Below are 17,303 nucleotides of genomic sequence, written 5' to 3'. Positions count from 1 at the left end.
TTTACAATTAATGGTGCGCTTTTAAATACTTTCATGACAGTCTTTAGTAACAATTTTTTCTGAAAAATTATCAGACAGTAACGTTTATATTACGAATTTGTAACAAAGAAAAATGAGGTTCGATTATATGATATATTATTTCCAGTATTAGTTGGGGGTAACCCTATAAAATAAAAATATAAATTAAATCATATAAAACTCGGGAGGATATGTCATCATGAAGAAGACATTCATTACTTTAGCGTCAGTCACAGCTTTAACTACATTATCAAATACTACTGCATTTGCATCGGATATTAAAGTTAAAGATGGAGAAACTTTAGAAACAATTGCACAGGAATACGGGACTTCAATTTCAGAACTTAAATCATTAAACAATATCACAGGCGATGTTACAGTCGGACAAAACTTAAAAGTGTTAGAAGATAATATATATACAATTCAAGAAGGCGATACACTTAATACAATAGCTGAGAAATTTGATGTATCTGTTACAGAATTAAAAGAATGGAACAATTTGACTTCTGATTTGATTATTGTTGGAGAGAAATTATCAGTAGCTCAAGAAGGTTCAGAAGCGATAGCTCAACCTACTAGTTTAACAATTCATGCACCAGAGGCATCATCACAAGAAGAAACTGTCTTGAGAAATGTATCTGAACAAACTTCAAATGAAAATGTATTTAATAGTGAAGATGCACATGCTTATGAAGTACCAACGTTTAATTCAAATAACTCAACTCAAACTGCACAACAAACACAACATGCTCAAGCAACACAAGATGCACAACCAGCACAACAAACACAACAAGTATCATACAGCAGACCATCTTCAGGTGGAGGTAATAACTTGTATACTTCAGGTCAATGTACTTATTATGCATTTAGTAAACGTCCTGATATTGGAAACACTTGGGGAAATGCAAATAACTGGGCGAATGCAGCAGCTCAATCAGGTTATACTGTAAATAATAACCCATCTGCAGGGGCTATATTACAGTCAACTGCTGGAGGATATGGTCACGTTGCATATGTTGACAAAGTGAATTCTGATGGATCTATCCAAGTTTCTGAAATGAATTATCAAGGTGTTGGTATTGTGTCTTCACGTACAATTTCAGCATCAGCAGCAGGAGCTTATAACTATATTCATTAGGTTTTAAAATTAGATCATATTTCAAGCAAGTAGTTAATTCTATGTAAGAATTTTAACTATTTGCTTTTTTTTATAACTATAGTTGATATAATAAACGTAAATAAGTGTATTGAGGTTTGAAAACATGAAAAAATGGTTAAAAATCATACTAGTATTATTTTTAATAAGCTTAATCGGTATTAGTGTATATAAAGTACTTGATATTAATAAGTTTCAAACTAAAGAACAGTTTAAAGAACAACAAGGGAAGAAGTCATTTCAAAACAGTCATCCTGCAACAGGTTTAAATGTAAATGATGAAACAGTTAAGAAATTTACAACGCAAAAGGCTACAAATTTAAAAGAAGTTACTTCTAAAAATGATATAACTATTATTAATTTGTTTGCTTCTTGGTGTGATCCTTGTAAAAGAGAAATGCCTGAACTTGTTAAATATGCAAAAAATAAAGAAAATGGTGTCGAGCTGATTGGTTTAAACGTAAAAGATAAACGTAAATCAGCTGAACAATTAATTAATGATGTAAATGTAAACTATAATGTTTATATTGCAGAAGATGATTTTCTTAAGAAATTTAAATCATATAATATCCCTACGACATTATTCGTAGATAAAAATGGCAAAATAAAAAAAGTGTATTTAGGTGAATTATCTGAGAAGACACTGAACAACTTAGTTACACAAGTTAAGGAGGAAAATTAATGGGGGTACATCAATATTTTAAAAGTTTATCTGACTTGGAAAAATTAGTGAGATGTCCAGGTAAATTTAAATATCAAGACCATAACGTTGCAGCTCACTCGTTTAAAGTAACAAAAATCGCCCAATATTTGGCGACAGTTGAAGAACAAAATGGTCAAGAAATAGACTGGAAGCTTGTATACGAAAAAGCATTGAACCATGACTATCCTGAAATATTTACTGGTGATATCAAAACGCCTGTTAAATATGCCTCTTATGAAATTAAAAAATTATTTTCTCAAGTTGAGGAAGAAATGATAGATAAATTTATAACTGAAGAATTTCCAGAGCAGTATCAAGATATATATAGACATAGATTGCAAGAAGGCAAGGATGATAGTATAGAAGGGCAAATACTTAGTGTTGCAGATAAAATCGACTTATTATATGAATCTTTTGGTGAGATACAAAAAAGAAACCCAGAACCATTATTCTTTGAAATATATGAAAGTTCATTAGAAACGATTATGCAATTTGATCATTTGTCATCTGTACAAGATTTTATACAGCATATTATACCTGATATGCTACAAGAAAAATTTATTCCACGTTCGGAATTAAGAGAAATAACAATGACAATTCTTGAAAAACGTGAAACAAAAAGGAGTTAGTGAGTTGAATGATTTGGCCGATTCTAGCTTTGTTTCTCCCTTGTTTAATGGTTATTATTTTTACACAAATTGCTCAAAATAAATGGATTGGATTACTCGTATCCAGTATAATAATTGGTGTTTCTGTTTATAAAGGCTTCTTTAATGATGAAGTGATTATCCTATTAGATGTTGTAAGTTTAGTAATAGGTTTTTATATAGTGGATTCACTCGAAATCGATAAAATTGAATCAAGATAGAAAAGAGGATTAATCAATATGATTTTTCCTCTTATTTGTATTTAATAAACAATTAAACGAACAAATGTTTGGTCATTTTTACAAATTTTTGATAAAATATATTTATATATTACAAAATTTAAGGAGGTTACTATGCAGCATTATCCTTTTAAAATACATTCAGATTATTCACCTCAAGGAGATCAACCTGAAGCAATAAAATCACTCGTTAAAGGTATAAAAGATGGAAAAAGACATCAAACATTATTAGGTGCAACAGGAACAGGTAAAACGTTCACTATGAGTAATGTTATTAAAGAAGTTGGAAAACCAACACTTATAATTGCACATAATAAAACATTGGCTGGCCAATTATATAGTGAGTTTAAAGAATTCTTTCCTGAAAATAGAGTTGAATACTTTGTAAGTTATTATGATTATTATCAACCAGAAGCATATGTACCTCAAACAGATACATTCATAGAAAAAGATGCATCAATTAATGATGAAATAGATAAATTACGACATTCTGCTACAAGTGCATTATTTGAACGAGATGATGTTATTGTTATAGCGAGTGTCAGCTGTATTTATGGTTTAGGTAACCCAGAAGAATATAAAGATTTAGTTGTAAGTACACGTGTAGGAATGGAAATGGAACGTAATGAATTATTAAGAAAGCTTGTCGATAACCAATATTCAAGAAATGATATCGATTTTAGACGCGGTACTTTTAGGGTAAGAGGAGATGTAGTTGAAATATTTCCTGCATCAAGAGATGAATTATGTGTGAGAGTTGAATTTTTTGGTGACGAAATTGACCGAATTAGAGAAGTGAACTATTTAACGGGTGAAGTTATTGCTGAAAGAGAGCATTTTTTATTTTATCCGGCATCTCACTTCGTAACTCGTGAAGAAAAGATGAAAGAAGCAATTGAACGTATTGAAAAAGAACTTAAAGAACGATTAGAGGATCTTAGAAAAGATAATAAATTATTAGAAGCACAACGTTTAGAGCAAAGAACGAATTATGATTTAGAAATGATGAGAGAAATGGGGTTTTGCTCAGGAATTGAGAACTACTCAGTTCATTTAACTTTAAGACCTAAAGGGTCAACACCGTACACTTTAATGGATTATTTTGGTGATGATTGGCTTGTTATGATTGATGAATCACATGTTACGATTCCTCAAATTAGAGGGATGTATAACGGAGACCAAGCTAGAAAAGGTGTTTTGGTTGAACATGGATTTAGACTACCAAGTGCGTTAGATAATAGACCACTTAAATTTGAAGAATTTGATCAAAAAACAAAACAACTCGTTTACGTTTCAGCAACTCCAGGTCCTTATGAAATTGAACATACTGATGAAATGGTTGAACAAATCATTCGTCCTACTGGATTGTTAGATCCGATAATAGAAGTTAGACCAAGTGAAAATCAAATTGATGATTTAATGGCTGAAATTAATGAACGTGTCGAAAGAAATGAACGCGTATTAATTACAACATTAACGAAAAAAATGAGTGAAGACTTAACGACTTATTTGAAAGAAGCGGGTGTCAAAGTAAATTACTTACACTCTGAAATTAAAACATTAGAACGAATAGAAATTATTCGAGACTTAAGATTGGGTGTTTATGATGTATTAGTCGGTATAAACTTGCTTCGTGAAGGTTTAGATATACCTGAAGTATCATTAGTAACTATTTTAGATGCCGATAAAGAAGGTTTCTTAAGATCAGAACGTTCACTTATACAAACAATTGGACGAGCAGCACGTAATGATAAAGGTAAAGTAATTATGTATGCAGACAAAATTACTGATTCAATGAGAACGGCATTAGATGAAACTAATAGAAGACGTGAAACACAACAAGCCTATAACGAAGAACATGGTATTACACCACAAACAATTAATAAAAAAATTCGCGATGTAATCTCAGCAACTGTAGATACAGATGAAGTAAACGAAAAAGATAAGAAAAAAGCACCGAAGAAACTTACGAAAAAAGAAAGAGAAAAGACAATCGAGCGCATAGAGAAAGAAATGAAAGATGCAGCGAAGGATTTAGACTTCGAGCGTGCATCTGAATTACGAGACATACTATTTGAATTAAAAGCAGAAAGGTGACTGAGATGAAAAACAAATCCATCATCGTAAAAGGTGCAAGAGCACATAATTTAAAAGATATAGATATTGAAATACCAAAAGATCAACTTATTGTTATGACTGGTTTATCAGGTTCAGGAAAGTCATCATTAGCGTTTGATACAATTTATGCTGAAGGTCAAAGAAGATATGTTGAATCTTTAAGTGCCTATGCTAGACAATTTTTAGGGCAAATGGATAAACCAGATGTAGATTTAATTGAAGGTCTATCTCCGGCAATATCAATAGATCAAAAGACTACAAGCAAAAACCCTAGGTCAACGGTAGCAACGGTAACAGAAATATACGATTATTTAAGATTGTTATATGCCAGAGTTGGTAGACCAATTTGTCCCAACCATGGTATTGAAATTAAATCACAAACTGTACAACAAATGGTCGATCAAGTTATGGAGTTAGAAGAAAGAACTAAAATACAAATTCTGTCTCCAATAGTTTCAGGCCGTAAAGGTACGCATAAAAAATTAATCGATGACATTGCTAAAAAAGGTTATGCAAGATTAAAAGTTGATGGTGATATTTTAGATGTAGACGATGTTCCAGAACTAAATAAAAATAAAAATCATTCAATTGATGTTGTAATAGATAGACTGGTTATTAAACCGGGGATAGAAGCGAGATTAGCTGATTCATTACAAACAGCATTAGAATTAGCTGAAGGAAATGCAATTGCAGATATTATTGATGGTGATGAAATTAAATTTTCTGAACATCATGCATGTCCTATTTGTGGATTTTCGGTAGATCAATTAGAACCTAGAATGTTCTCATTTAATAACCCATTTGGTGCTTGCCCATCTTGTGATGGATTAGGTAGTAAATTAACTGTAGATATAGATTTAGTTGTACCAGATAATACTTTAAGTTTGAATGAGGGAGCTTTATTACCTTGGCAACCAATTAGTTCGAATTATTATCCAACTTTATTAAAACAAGCATGTGAACATTTTAAAATTGATATGGATAAACCTTTTAATAAGCTAACTAAAAAAGAAAAGAACATCATCTTACGCGGACATGAAGATGAAATTGAATTTAAATTTAATCAAGATTATGGCGTTAAAACTAATCGAACGAGAACAATGGCTTTTGAAGGTGTGTTAAATAACATTGAAAGACGTTATCATGATTCACCATCAGAATACGTAAGAGAAGTAATGCAAAAATATATGGTCGAAAAAACATGTGAAACATGTGATGGCTATCGATTAAATGAAAAAGTTTTATCAGTTAAAATTGATGGACAACATATTGGTGAAGTTGTGAGATATTCAATTTATAATGCAATTGAACACTTTGATCATTTGAATTTAGATGAAAGAGAACAAAAAATTGCTAAACTGATTTTAAAAGAAATACATGAAAGATTATCATTCCTAAATAATGTTGGTTTAGAATACTTAACATTGAATCGTGCTTCAGGAACGCTATCAGGTGGTGAAGCGCAACGTATCAGATTAGCAACACAAATTGGATCAAGATTGTCTGGTGTATTATATGTGTTGGATGAGCCTTCAATTGGGCTTCATCAAAGAGACAATGATCGTTTAATAGATACATTGAAATCCATGAGAGATATGGGTAATACTTTAATCGTTGTTGAACATGATGAAGATACAATGAAAGCTGCAGATTATTTAGTCGATATTGGTCCGAAAGCTGGGGTCCAAGGTGGTCAAGTTGTTGCGAGTGGTACACCAGAAGAAGTAATGAACAATGAAAATTCATTAACTGGTCGATATTTAAGTGGTAAAGAAAAAGTATTTGTACCTTCAGAACGAAGAAAAATAACAAAACGAAAAATATCTGTTAAAGGTGCTTCAAGTAATAACTTGAAAAATATTGATGTGGATTTCCCATTGTCAGTATTGACATGTGTTACGGGTGTTTCAGGTTCAGGTAAAAGTTCATTAGTAAATGAAGTATTATATAAAGGGTTACAAAAACAATTGTATAATACTAAAACAAAACCTGGTGCTCACAAATCTATCAAAGGTGTTAAAGAAATAGAAAAAATTATAGACATCGACCAATCTCCAATTGGTAGAACACCACGTTCGAATCCAGCAACATATACAGGCGTGTTTGATGACATTAGAGATGTGTTTAGTCAAACTAATGAAGCAAAAGTTAGAGGCTATCAAAAAGGTAGATTTAGTTTTAATGTTAAAGGTGGCCGTTGTGAAGCTTGTAAAGGTGACGGAATTATTAAAATTGAAATGCATTTTCTACCAGATGTATACGTACCATGTGAAGTTTGTGATGGAAAAAGGTATAATAGAGAAACATTAGAAGTAACTTACAAAGGAAAAAGTATTTCTGATGTGTTAGAAATGACTGTAGAAGATGCTTATCACTTTTTTGAAAGTTTACCGAAGATAAATAGAAAGTTAAAAACTATCGTTGATGTTGGTCTAGGATATGTTAAATTAGGCCAACCAGCAACAACATTATCAGGCGGTGAAGCACAACGTGTTAAACTAGCATCAGAGCTTCATAGACGCTCAAACGGTAAGTCGTTATACATTCTTGATGAACCAACAACTGGTTTGCATGTAGATGATATTAAACGCTTGTTAAGTGTATTGAATAGACTTGTTGAAAATGGTGACTCTGTCATAATTATAGAACATAATTTAGATGTCATTAAAACAGCTGACTATATCATTGACTTAGGTCCTGAAGGTGGAGATGGTGGTGGTGAAATTATCGCAACTGGAACACCAGAAGATATAGTGAAAGTAGACGCATCTTATACTGGTAAATATTTAAAACCGATCCTAGAGAGAGATCGAACATAAACCGGGAGGGAATTATATGAACGAAGTACAATTAAAGATATTAGACCTTATTGAAAGTGGTAAAGTAACAGTAGATGAAGCGGTGAAATTACTTGAAGCAACTTCAAATAATCAAAAGAATGCTTCAGCTTTCACGAGTAAATCTAAAGAAAATGTAGAAAATTTATTTGAAGATTTGTTGAGTAAAGTTAAAACAACTGCTAAATCAGGTAAAACTGAATTTGATAAACAGTTTAACGATAGAGAAACAACTGACCAAGACCCAATACAGCAACTAGACGAATCTTTAAAAAATATTATAAGATCATTCAATAAAAATAATGATCAAAATACTGGTATTTAATCAATAATCAAAGGGACACTGGTCCTTTTCACAAGTAAATTCTCCCAGTCTGTTATATATTTAATGGACTGGGAGAATTTTTGTGTATTGAATACTAAATAATGCTCCTTAGATAGTTCTAACTGACAAAATTCTGAATAGTGCTCCTTAAAAAGTTCTAACTGGCAAAATTTTGAATAATGCTCCTTAGAAAGCTCTAACTGGCATAATTCTGAATAGTGCTCCTTAAAAAGTTCTAACTAGCAGAATTCCGAATAATGCTCCTTAGAAAGTTCTAACTGGCAAAATTCTGAATAGTGCTCCTTAAAAAGTTCTAACTGGCAAAATTCTGAATAGTGCTCCTTAAACAGCACCTCATACGGACATTACTCAGAATTATGTTCTATTAAAGATACTGTCCTAATATTTATAATGATTGCAGTTATTGTTAAAGTTCATTAGAATTAATATATATTAACCTAGAGGTGAACCCTATGATATCAAGTAGTAAATTAATAGAACAATTTAATATGGAAGTCCTTGCAGGTAAAGTAGGACTACATCGTAAAATAACTGAGACTGATTTATCACGCCCAGGCTTAGAGATGGCGGGGTATTTTTCGCATTACTCATCTGACCGAATTCAAGTATTAGGTACAACTGAATTATCTTTTTATAATTTATTACCAGATGAAGAAAAACAAGGTAGAATGGCTAAATTATGTCGTCCTGAAACACCAGCAATTATTATTACGCGTGGATTAGATGCTCCAGAAGAATTAATCCAAAGTTGTAATGAGACCAATACACCGCTTCTAAAAAGTGAATCTTCAACGACGAAATTAATGGGGCAAGTAACAGGATATTTAGAAAGAGAATTAGCTCCTGAAACTTCTTTACATGGTGTATTAGTTGATGTGTATGGTGTTGGTGTTCTTATTACAGGAGATAGTGGTGTTGGTAAAAGTGAAACTGCACTAGAACTTGTAAAACGTGGTCACAGACTTGTAGCAGATGATAATGTCGAAATTAAAGAAATTAATAAGAATGAACTAATTGGGAAAGCACCAAAAATAATTGAACATCTGCTTGAAATAAGAGGCCTTGGCATTATTAATGTTATGACTTTATTTGGAGCTGGATCTATATTAATGGAGAAAAGAATTAAGCTGAATATTAATCTTGAAACTTGGAATAAAGAAAAGATTTATGACCGAGTTGGATTAAATGAAGAAACTTTAAAAATATTAGATTCTAAGATTACTAAGAAAACCATTCCTGTTAGACCGGGTAGAAACTTAGCTGTTATTATCGAAGTTGCTGCAATGAATTATCGATTAAACAACATGGGTATTAATACGGCAGAGGAATTTAATAATCGACTTAATGCAGAAATTTTGAAAAATGCACGTAAGGAGAATGAATAATGGGTGTGTTAGGTATTGACCCAGTAGCGGTACAATTAGGACCTCTAGCAATAAGATGGTATGGCATCATTATTGCTTCAGGTATCTTAATCGGCTATCTATTAGCTCAAAGAACGGCGAAAAAAGTTGGAATAAAGGAAGAAACATTAATTGATTTAATTATTTGGTGCGTTGTTATGGCAATAATATGCGCAAGGATTTATTATGTAGCATTTGAGTGGGGTTATTATAGTCAGCATTTAGTAGAGATACCACTTATTATGAACGGCGGAATTGCAATTCATGGTGGGTTAATTGGAGCGTTTATAACTGGATTCATAATATGTAGAATGAAAAATTTATCATTTTTCCAAATGGTTGATATTGTGGCACCAAGTATTATATTGGCACAAGCTATTGGTAGATGGGGAAATTTCATGAATCAAGAAGCACATGGTGGTCCTGTATCACGTAGTTTCCTTGAAGATTTACATATACCAGAATTTATAATTAACCATATGCAAATAGATGGTATTTATTATCATCCAACATTCTTATACGAATCTGTCTGGAATATAGTTGGTTTTATTTTATTATTATTAATACGTCCACAATTGAAAATTGGTGAGACTTTCTTTGCTTATTTAATTTATTATTCAATTGGTAGGTTCTTTATTGAAGGTTTAAGAACGGATAGTTTAATGCTTACAGAAAGCTTGAGAATCGCTCAAGTGATTTCGATTGTTATCATTGTAGTTTCAATAGCATGTATTATTTATAGAAGAATACGTTATAATCCGAAAAAATTCAGAGATGTTAAAGGTTATTATCATAACTAAACTGAAAGAAGTGTTTATGTGAGAGCATTAAAAACTAAAAAAGTATCTGGGGCAAACCCATTATGGAAAATGTACGAAACAATACGTTTTATAAAAGTTTTGAAAAATGTTATTATCATTGAACTTAGTAGATATATGCCGAGTGTTAAATGGAAGCATTTTATATACAGAAAAGGGTTGAATATGAAAATTGGTCAAGAGACAGCTTTTGCATTTAAAGCTACACCTGACATCATGTATCCAGAGTTAATCACAATCGGTGAAAATTGTATTATAGGTTACAACGCTACCATTCTATGTCATGAATATTTAGTAGAAGAATATAGAATTGGGAATGTGAATATAGGGAACAATGTATTAATCGGAGCAAATGCAACGGTACTAGCAGGTGTTAATATAGGGAATAATGCGGCTATTGCTAGTGGGACAATCGTTACGAAAGACGTTCCCGATGGCATGATGGCATATGGTAATCCTATGCAACTTAAACAGAGGTGGTGAGTTAATCGTTGGGAGACAATTCAAATATAATACATGTAAAGTTTGATAAAGACTTTTACTATCATAAGGCAATGGAAAAAATGAGAGAACAAGAATATGTATATGCTGAGTCTTTATTTAAAAAAGCACTTGAACAATCACCTGATGATTTTGTAATTATACCACCTTATACTGAGTGTCTAGTGGAACTTAACCAAACTACAAGAGCAGAAGAAATGATGTATGATCAAATAGCAAAAGATAATTATGTTACAGATTATTATTTTTATTTGAGTCAAATGTTTATAAAGACGAACGAACCTAATAAAGCATTTTTATTTGGGCTTCGCTATGTAACAGAAGAAGATGATCAAGATTATTTTGAAGAAATGATTCAAATGTTCGAAGTGAAGTATGATAATCAAACGGTCGTTGAAGAAGAGGCTGAAAGATTTGTAATTCAACATATTTTTCAATATTTATTTGCAAATGGTAGGCTACAAGAAGCAAATGATTATATAGAAAGACAACGTGCAACAATTCAAGAAGACAAACATATCATGAATTTAAAAGCGATGTCGATGCTTTATAATAATCAATATGAAGAGGCTGAAGCGTTACTTCAAACGATATTGGAAGATAATCCGTCAGATATATATGCTTTATGTCATATGACTTTATTGTTATACAATACGGAACAGTTAGAACGCTTTCAACAATATTTAAAGCAATTAAGTAAATTACATCCAATTAACGATGAGGAATCCTTCAAGTTAGGTGTTGTTCTAAGCTATTTAGGAAGACACAAGCCTTCAAATGAGTTGCTCGTTCCACTTTTGAAAAAAGCACAAGCTTCAATGCCACAACTTCATCATGCATTAAGTTATAACTACTACCATTTAGGCTTTGAAGAAGAAGCAAAAAGACATTGGCAAAAATTTGAAGATAGTGTACAATATCATAGTCAATTACCACCTTGGAAAATTGATGAACTTAAAGAAATGTTAGATAGCCATGTATTACCGTTATTAAAAGATGAAGACTACAGGTATAGATTGTATGGCATATTTTTAATAGGTCATATGAAGCACCGTGAACTTGTAATGTCACATGAATTATGGGAAGTCTTAGAAAGTCTACCTGACTATGAAAGGTTATATATAACGTATACTTTTCAAAATCTGCATCTTAATAAATTAGGTTTTATTGATAAAGGTATGAAACTCATTGAACAATCAGAATATCAACATTATGGGAAAGAATTATTTGTATCATGGATTGAGCATGCTGAGATGTTAATAGCAGATAATGAATCAATAGAACAAGTTGATCATTATGTAGCAGCCTCAGTTTATATTTATTTGAAAATGTTAAATATAAAAGTAACAAAAAAAGAAATTAAAAATTCATTCAATATAACGACGTATCGCTTAAATAAAGCAATCGATGCTATAGTGAGCATATAGTTATACTTAATAAAAATATTGATGTACAATTCTACTGAATTAATAAGAGGAGGCAGTTTATAGATGACTACACAAGTAGATTATGATGTAATTATAGTTGGAGCAGGCCCTGCAGGAATGACAGCTGCTGTTTATGCTTCAAGAGCAAATTTATCAACTGTAATGATAGAGCGCGGTATGCCAGGTGGACAAATGGCAAATACAGAAGATGTAGAAAACTTCCCAGGATTTGATTTAATTACAGGTCCAGATTTATCAACTAAAATGTTTACACATGCCCAAAAATTTGGTGCTAAATATGAATATGGGGACATAAAAAATATAGAAGATAAAGGTTCTTATAAAGTTGTTAATATGGGAGACAAATCATTAACAGCGCACGCTATCATTATTGCAACAGGTGCAGAATACAAAAAAATCGGCGTTCCAGGTGAACAAGAACTAGGTGGCCGTGGTGTAAGTTATTGTGCAGTATGTGACGGTGCATTCTTTAAAGGTAAGAACTTATATGTAATTGGTGGCGGAGACTCAGCAGTAGAAGAAGGCATATTCTTAACTAAATTCGCTGACAAAGTTACAATCGTTCATAGAAGAGATGAGTTAAGAGCTCAAAAAATCATTCAAGACCGTGCATTTAAAAATGAAAAAATTGATTTTATTTGGAACACAACATTAAAAACAATCAATGAAAAAGATGGTAAAGTAGGATCTGTTACTTTAGTTTCTACTGAAGATGGTACTGAAACAGAACATCAAGCTGATGGTGTGTTTATTTATATTGGTATGAAACCATTGACTAAACCATTTGAATCATTAGGTATATTGAATGAGAACGGTTATATTGAAACAAATGACGAAATGGAAACTAACGTACCTGGTGTATATGCAGCAGGCGATGTTCGTGAAAAAACATTACGTCAAATCGTTACAGCAACTGGTGATGGTAGTATTGCAGCACAAAATGCACAAGCATATATTGAATCACTTGAAGACGAAGAACAATTAATATAATTTATAAAGAGCAGGAATTCATTATTAAAATTGAATTCCTGCTTTTATTTTTTATGAAAATCATTGTGGCAACTATAGACTTTGTTGGCATTTTTTATGCGCATGCTTACACTTCTTTCGACTTGTGTGAATACAGATATCCATGTTTACACTTTTCTCAACTTATGTGACTACAGACACTTAAGATTAATTGCCTTTGACATAAATATCCTAGTATTTTAATGATAATCATTTAGCTAACTCTTAGAGACACCTGTTTTCTATATAAAAATAAATATTTCCAACGATTTTGTAAGTGCTGACGCCTGAGGGAAAAGTATGCGTGAGAGACTACAGGCTCGAGCCATACCCCTAGGCAAGCATGCACGAACAAAATCGTAAGATTTTATAAAAAATAGATATTTACAACGATTTTGTAGTGCGGACGCCTGAGGGAATAGTATGAGTGAGAGACTACAGGCTCGAGCCATACCCCTAGGCAAGCATGCACGTACAAAATCGTAAGATATGCTTATTTATTTTGAGTTAGGATTTAAATCCCAAGCACTTTTTATGTATGATTTTTCCTTTACTTGATATAGTTTAAAAAGGCGGGTATACATTTAAATAGACCATTTATTTAATGTTTTTTATAGCATTATCATGTAAGATTAAGATACATATGATAGTTAAAGGAGAAGTGCTATGCAACTTACCGACAAAAGTAATGTAAAAAATGAATTGCTTGTAGTTACTGGTATGTCTGGTGCGGGGAAATCTGTCGCATTACAAGCATTAGAAGATTTAGGATATTTTTGCGTTGATAATTTACCTCCAATTTTATTACAAAAGTTTGTTGATTTAATGGATCAAGGTAACCCTTCTTTATCAAAAGTGGCAATTGGAATTGATTTAAGAGGTAAAGATTTCTTTGGTGACTTAAGAAAAGAATTGGATTTTATACAAAGTGAAAAAAGAGTTATCGTAGATATTATATTTTTAGAAGCAAGTGATAAAAAATTAATTTCAAGATATAAAGAAACGAGAAGAACCCATCCTTTAAGTGAAAAGGGTAGCTTATTATCTGCTATTGAAGAAGAAAGAGATCTCTTGAATGATATTAAAGGTATAAGCAATTTCGTAATAGATACGACTGAAATGAAACCGAAAGCTTTGAAAGAAGAGTTGAATGCAACATTTGAAAAAGATCCTTCTACAACATTCCAAGTAAGGGTGTTAAGTTTCGGTTTCAAACACGGAATGCCGATTGATGCGGATATCGTATTTGATGTAAGATTTCTACCTAACCCATATTATGTACAAGAATTAAGACCGTTGACTGGATTAGATGACGAAGTTTATCAGTACGTTATGAAATGGAAAGAAACAAATACATTTTATAAAAAGTTTAGTGACCTATTAATGTTTATGTTGCCAGGCTACAAAAAAGAAGGTAAATCTCAATTAACAATTGCAATTGGTTGTACAGGTGGTCAACATAGATCTGTCGCACTTGCAAAACGTTTAGGAGAAGATATTAAAGAAAACTTTGACTATGCTGTGTATACGTCACATCGCGATGCACATATTGAAAGTAAAAAGAAAAAATGAAAAAATTAAAAGTTGTATTAATTGGAGGCGGAACAGGTCTTTCTGTTTTAGCGAGAGGACTGAAACAGTTTCCAATAGATATTACAGCCATCGTAACGGTTGCAGATGATGGTGGTAGTACAGGTAGAATTCGTGATGTGATGGATATACCTGCTCCTGGAGATATAAGAAATGTGCTGGCAGCTCTAAGTGACACTGAACCTATGTTAGAAGAACTTTTTCAACATCGTTTTGAAGAAGAAAAATTTGGTGGACATTCAATAGGAAATTTATTATTAGCAGCAATGACAAATATTACGGATGATTTTGGTCATGCAGTTAAAGAGTTAAGCAAAATATTAAATATTAAAGGCCAAGTCATTCCATCAACAACTAAAAGTGTTGTATTAAATGCAGTAATGTCTGATGGTGAAATTATAGTAGGGGAATCTAATATCCCTAAAACATCTAAAAAAATTGAAAAAGTCTTTTTAACACCTGAAGATATCGAACCAATGAAAGAAGCCATTGATGCAATAGAAGAAGCGGATTTAATCGTTATGGGACCAGGATCACTATATACAAGTATAATACCTAATTTGATTTTAGATAAAGTTAAAGACGCTATTATACATACTGATGCTGAAAGGTTATATGTATGTAATCTTATGACTCAAAAAGGTGAAACAACTGGATATTCAGTTAGTGACCACGTGAAAGCTATTCATGATCATGTTGGCCAAGAATTTATCGATTTTGTAATCTGTCAAAATGAACGCTTTAATAAAGATATTTTAATGAGATATGAAGAAGAAGATGCAAAGCAAGTTCATTTTGATGGAGATAAATTAAAAGAGATGGGTGTACAATGCATACACGACAATAATTTAGTGAGCATTACGCCTCATCAATATATTAGACATAATAATAAAGTGCTTGCTCAACTTATATACGAAATAGCTTTACGAGAAATTAGTACAATACAATATAAGATAGACAAATAAATTTGAAATATAGAGGGTAGGATAATGACATCTTTTTTTAGAATGAGATTTCTGTCCCGCGCTCTATATTTTTATATAGAAATAAAGTAGAATCAATGTAAGAGCTTTCAAAAAGAGGTGATCATTGATGAAGAATGTTCAAATCATGATGGTATTAATAGGTTGTATATTTCTGCTTATTGGTTTAATTGCAAATCAACAAATAGGTATAAGTTTCTTAATAATTGGTTTAATAATGTTGTTATTTGGTGTAATCAAAGAGGCTACAAAAAAATAATCAATTGTATAAGTTGAAAAACTTGATACGCCCGGCTATTCCATGTAAGATAAAATAGATACAAAACGTATGATATGTCTTTCGGCATATCATTATTTTTATGTACATATAAATTAAGAAAGGATGATCTGCTGTGAGCTTTGCTTCAGAAATGAAAAATGAATTAACAAGAATTGAAGTAGATGACTGTTGCGCAAAAGCAGAACTTTCAGCTTTGATTAGAATGAATGGGAATTTGAGTATTTCTAATCAACAATTTGTCATAAATGTACAAACTGAAAATGCAGCGATAGCACGCCGTATATTTTCGCTCATAAAAAAATGCTTCGGAGTGGAAGTAGAATTATTAGTAAGAAAGAAAATGAAACTTAAAAAAAATAATATATATATCAGTAGAATAAAAGTAAAAGCTAAAGAAATATTAGATGAGTTAGGTATACTACAAGAAGGTATGTTTAAACAAGAAATAGATAAAGATATTTTACAAAAAGATTGTTGTAAAAGAAGTTACTTAAGAGGTGCGTTTTTAGCAGGAGGATCGGTGAATAATCCAGAAACATCTTCTTATCACCTTGAAATTTTTTCATTATATGAAGAACATTCAGCGGATTTAACAGCATTAATGAATCAATATGGTTTAAACGCTAAACAGTTAGAACGTAAAAAAGGTTATATCAGTTATTTAAAAGAAGCAGAAAAAATAGCTGACTTTTTAAGCTTAATTGGCGGATATCAAGCATTACTTAAATTTGAAGATGTTAGAATTATTCGTGACATGAGAAATTCTGTAAATAGATTAGTTAATTGCGAAACAGCTAATTTAAATAAAACAGTAAGTGCTGCAATGAAACAAGTAGAAAGCATTAAACTTATAGATAAAGAAATTGGAATCGATAATTTACCGGATCGGTTACGAGAAGTAGCGAAATTAAGAATAGATAACCAAGATGTATCTATCAAAGAATTAGGAGAAATGGTGAGTACAGGAAAAATATCTAAATCAGGTATAAACCATAGACTACGTAAACTCAATGAAATGGCAGATAAAATTAGAAGCGGCGAAACAATAAAATAAGCTAATAAGAAAAAAGCCCAGACATAGTCGATTGCCTGGACTTTTTAATATAGAATTAATGACCTTAGCAAGATGTTAGTTAATCAGAATTTGCAAATTTTAAAAAGAGTCAAGACGTAGATTAATTTCGCTAAACTACAAAAAAACACCCAAA

16 protein-coding genes are annotated in these 17,303 nt (G+C 31.7%); all 16 read left to right on the top strand.

Translation table 11 applies throughout. The features are described 5' to 3' along the window. Nucleotides 1–217: 217 nt before the first annotated feature. The 16 genes from LQ609_RS03230 (at nt 218) to whiA (ending at nt 17,149) form a co-directional block, all read left to right on the top strand. Entirely contained in the window at nt 218–1,156 is a 939-nt protein-coding gene (locus LQ609_RS03230; protein ID WP_239734311.1) for a LysM peptidoglycan-binding domain-containing protein, read from the top strand. A 124-nt stretch (nt 1,157–1,280) separates the two neighbouring features. Beyond that, entirely contained in the window at nt 1,281–1,856 is a 576-nt protein-coding gene (locus LQ609_RS03225; protein ID WP_078357394.1) for a TlpA family protein disulfide reductase, read from the top strand. Beyond that, nucleotides 1,856–2,506: an HD domain-containing protein gene (locus LQ609_RS03220; protein WP_016912676.1), complete on the top strand. Its 651-nt coding sequence runs from the start codon at nt 1,856–1,858 to the stop codon at nt 2,504–2,506. Before LQ609_RS03225 ends, LQ609_RS03220 begins: the two co-directional genes overlap by 1 nt. 8 nt (nt 2,507–2,514) lie before the next feature. After that, the gene (locus tag LQ609_RS03215) at nt 2,515–2,745 is read left to right on the top strand and encodes a DUF2198 family protein (RefSeq protein WP_078357395.1); all 231 of its coding nucleotides are present in this window, start codon (nt 2,515–2,517) and stop codon (nt 2,743–2,745) included. A 132-nt stretch (nt 2,746–2,877) separates the two neighbouring features. Continuing rightward, the gene (gene uvrB, locus LQ609_RS03210) at nt 2,878–4,860 is read left to right on the top strand and encodes an excinuclease ABC subunit UvrB (protein WP_107508979.1); all 1,983 of its coding nucleotides are present in this window, start codon (nt 2,878–2,880) and stop codon (nt 4,858–4,860) included. Between the two features lie 5 nt (nt 4,861–4,865). Beyond that, nucleotides 4,866–7,700: an excinuclease ABC subunit UvrA gene (gene uvrA, locus LQ609_RS03205; protein ID WP_078357397.1), complete on the top strand. Its 2,835-nt coding sequence runs from the start codon at nt 4,866–4,868 to the stop codon at nt 7,698–7,700. 16 nt (nt 7,701–7,716) lie between these two features. Further along, entirely contained in the window at nt 7,717–8,043 is a 327-nt protein-coding gene (locus LQ609_RS03200) for an SHOCT-like domain-containing protein (RefSeq protein WP_107508977.1), read from the top strand. A 473-nt stretch (nt 8,044–8,516) separates the two neighbouring features. Then, nucleotides 8,517–9,449, top strand: coding sequence for an HPr(Ser) kinase/phosphatase (gene hprK, locus LQ609_RS03195; RefSeq protein ID WP_078357399.1), 933 nt, complete (start codon nt 8,517–8,519; stop codon nt 9,447–9,449). Further along, complete coding sequence (gene lgt / locus LQ609_RS03190) at nt 9,449–10,267, top strand: prolipoprotein diacylglyceryl transferase (protein WP_078357400.1); 819 nt, start codon at nt 9,449–9,451, stop codon at nt 10,265–10,267. The genes hprK and lgt overlap by 1 nt, the downstream gene beginning before the upstream one ends. A gap of 18 nt (nt 10,268–10,285) precedes the next feature. Further along, nucleotides 10,286–10,768: an acyltransferase gene (locus LQ609_RS03185; RefSeq protein WP_107508976.1), complete on the top strand. Its 483-nt coding sequence runs from the start codon at nt 10,286–10,288 to the stop codon at nt 10,766–10,768. Nucleotides 10,769–10,839: 71 nt separating this feature from the next. Beyond that, nucleotides 10,840–12,213: a tetratricopeptide repeat protein gene (locus LQ609_RS03180; RefSeq protein WP_239719922.1), complete on the top strand. Its 1,374-nt coding sequence runs from the start codon at nt 10,840–10,842 to the stop codon at nt 12,211–12,213. A gap of 63 nt (nt 12,214–12,276) precedes the next feature. Beyond that, nucleotides 12,277–13,224, top strand: coding sequence for a thioredoxin-disulfide reductase (trxB, locus tag LQ609_RS03175; RefSeq protein ID WP_078357403.1), 948 nt, complete (start codon nt 12,277–12,279; stop codon nt 13,222–13,224). A 684-nt stretch (nt 13,225–13,908) separates the two neighbouring features. After that, nucleotides 13,909–14,814, top strand: a complete 906-nt coding sequence (gene rapZ, locus LQ609_RS03170; protein ID WP_078357404.1) for an RNase adapter RapZ — start codon at nt 13,909–13,911, stop codon at nt 14,812–14,814. Further along, complete coding sequence (locus LQ609_RS03165; RefSeq protein ID WP_078357405.1) at nt 14,811–15,797, top strand: gluconeogenesis factor YvcK family protein; 987 nt, start codon at nt 14,811–14,813, stop codon at nt 15,795–15,797. Before rapZ ends, LQ609_RS03165 begins: the two co-directional genes overlap by 4 nt. Before the next feature lie 127 nt (nt 15,798–15,924). After that, nucleotides 15,925–16,074 carry a hypothetical protein gene (locus tag LQ609_RS03160; RefSeq protein WP_170167672.1) on the top strand — a complete coding sequence of 50 codons (150 nt, stop codon included), beginning with the start codon at nt 15,925–15,927 and terminating at the stop codon, nt 16,072–16,074. Nucleotides 16,075–16,207: 133 nt separating this feature from the next. Further along, the gene (gene whiA, locus LQ609_RS03155; protein WP_078357406.1) at nt 16,208–17,149 is read left to right on the top strand and encodes a DNA-binding protein WhiA; all 942 of its coding nucleotides are present in this window, start codon (nt 16,208–16,210) and stop codon (nt 17,147–17,149) included. Nucleotides 17,150–17,303: the final 154 nt, after the last annotated feature.

Source organism: Mammaliicoccus sp. G-M28 (genome assembly GCF_022386595.1).
In the GTDB taxonomy this organism is placed as follows: Bacteria; Bacillota; Bacilli; order Staphylococcales; family Staphylococcaceae; genus Mammaliicoccus; species Mammaliicoccus fleurettii.
The sequence above is the reverse complement of the archived record's forward strand: the minus strand, read 5'-3'. Positions and strand labels throughout refer to the sequence as shown.

Coding starts and splice junctions, on each gene's coding strand:
- rapZ (WP_078357404.1), top strand. CDS start 13,909: ATGCAACTTACCGACAAAAGTAATGTAAAAAATGAATTGCTTGTAGTT.
- LQ609_RS03165 (WP_078357405.1), top strand. CDS start 14,811: ATGAAAAAATTAAAAGTTGTATTAATTGGAGGCGGAACAGGTCTTTCT.
- lgt (WP_078357400.1), top strand. CDS start 9,449: ATGGGTGTGTTAGGTATTGACCCAGTAGCGGTACAATTAGGACCTCTA.
- hprK (WP_078357399.1), top strand. CDS start 8,517: ATGATATCAAGTAGTAAATTAATAGAACAATTTAATATGGAAGTCCTT.
- LQ609_RS03180 (WP_239719922.1), top strand. CDS start 10,840: ATGGAAAAAATGAGAGAACAAGAATATGTATATGCTGAGTCTTTATTT.
- LQ609_RS03230 (WP_239734311.1), top strand. CDS start 218: ATGAAGAAGACATTCATTACTTTAGCGTCAGTCACAGCTTTAACTACA.
- uvrB (WP_107508979.1), top strand. CDS start 2,878: ATGCAGCATTATCCTTTTAAAATACATTCAGATTATTCACCTCAAGGA.
- LQ609_RS03160 (WP_170167672.1), top strand. CDS start 15,925: ATGAAGAATGTTCAAATCATGATGGTATTAATAGGTTGTATATTTCTG.
- LQ609_RS03225 (WP_078357394.1), top strand. CDS start 1,281: ATGAAAAAATGGTTAAAAATCATACTAGTATTATTTTTAATAAGCTTA.
- uvrA (WP_078357397.1), top strand. CDS start 4,866: ATGAAAAACAAATCCATCATCGTAAAAGGTGCAAGAGCACATAATTTA.
- LQ609_RS03215 (WP_078357395.1), top strand. CDS start 2,515: ATGATTTGGCCGATTCTAGCTTTGTTTCTCCCTTGTTTAATGGTTATT.
- trxB (WP_078357403.1), top strand. CDS start 12,277: ATGACTACACAAGTAGATTATGATGTAATTATAGTTGGAGCAGGCCCT.
- LQ609_RS03200 (WP_107508977.1), top strand. CDS start 7,717: ATGAACGAAGTACAATTAAAGATATTAGACCTTATTGAAAGTGGTAAA.
- LQ609_RS03220 (WP_016912676.1), top strand. CDS start 1,856: ATGGGGGTACATCAATATTTTAAAAGTTTATCTGACTTGGAAAAATTA.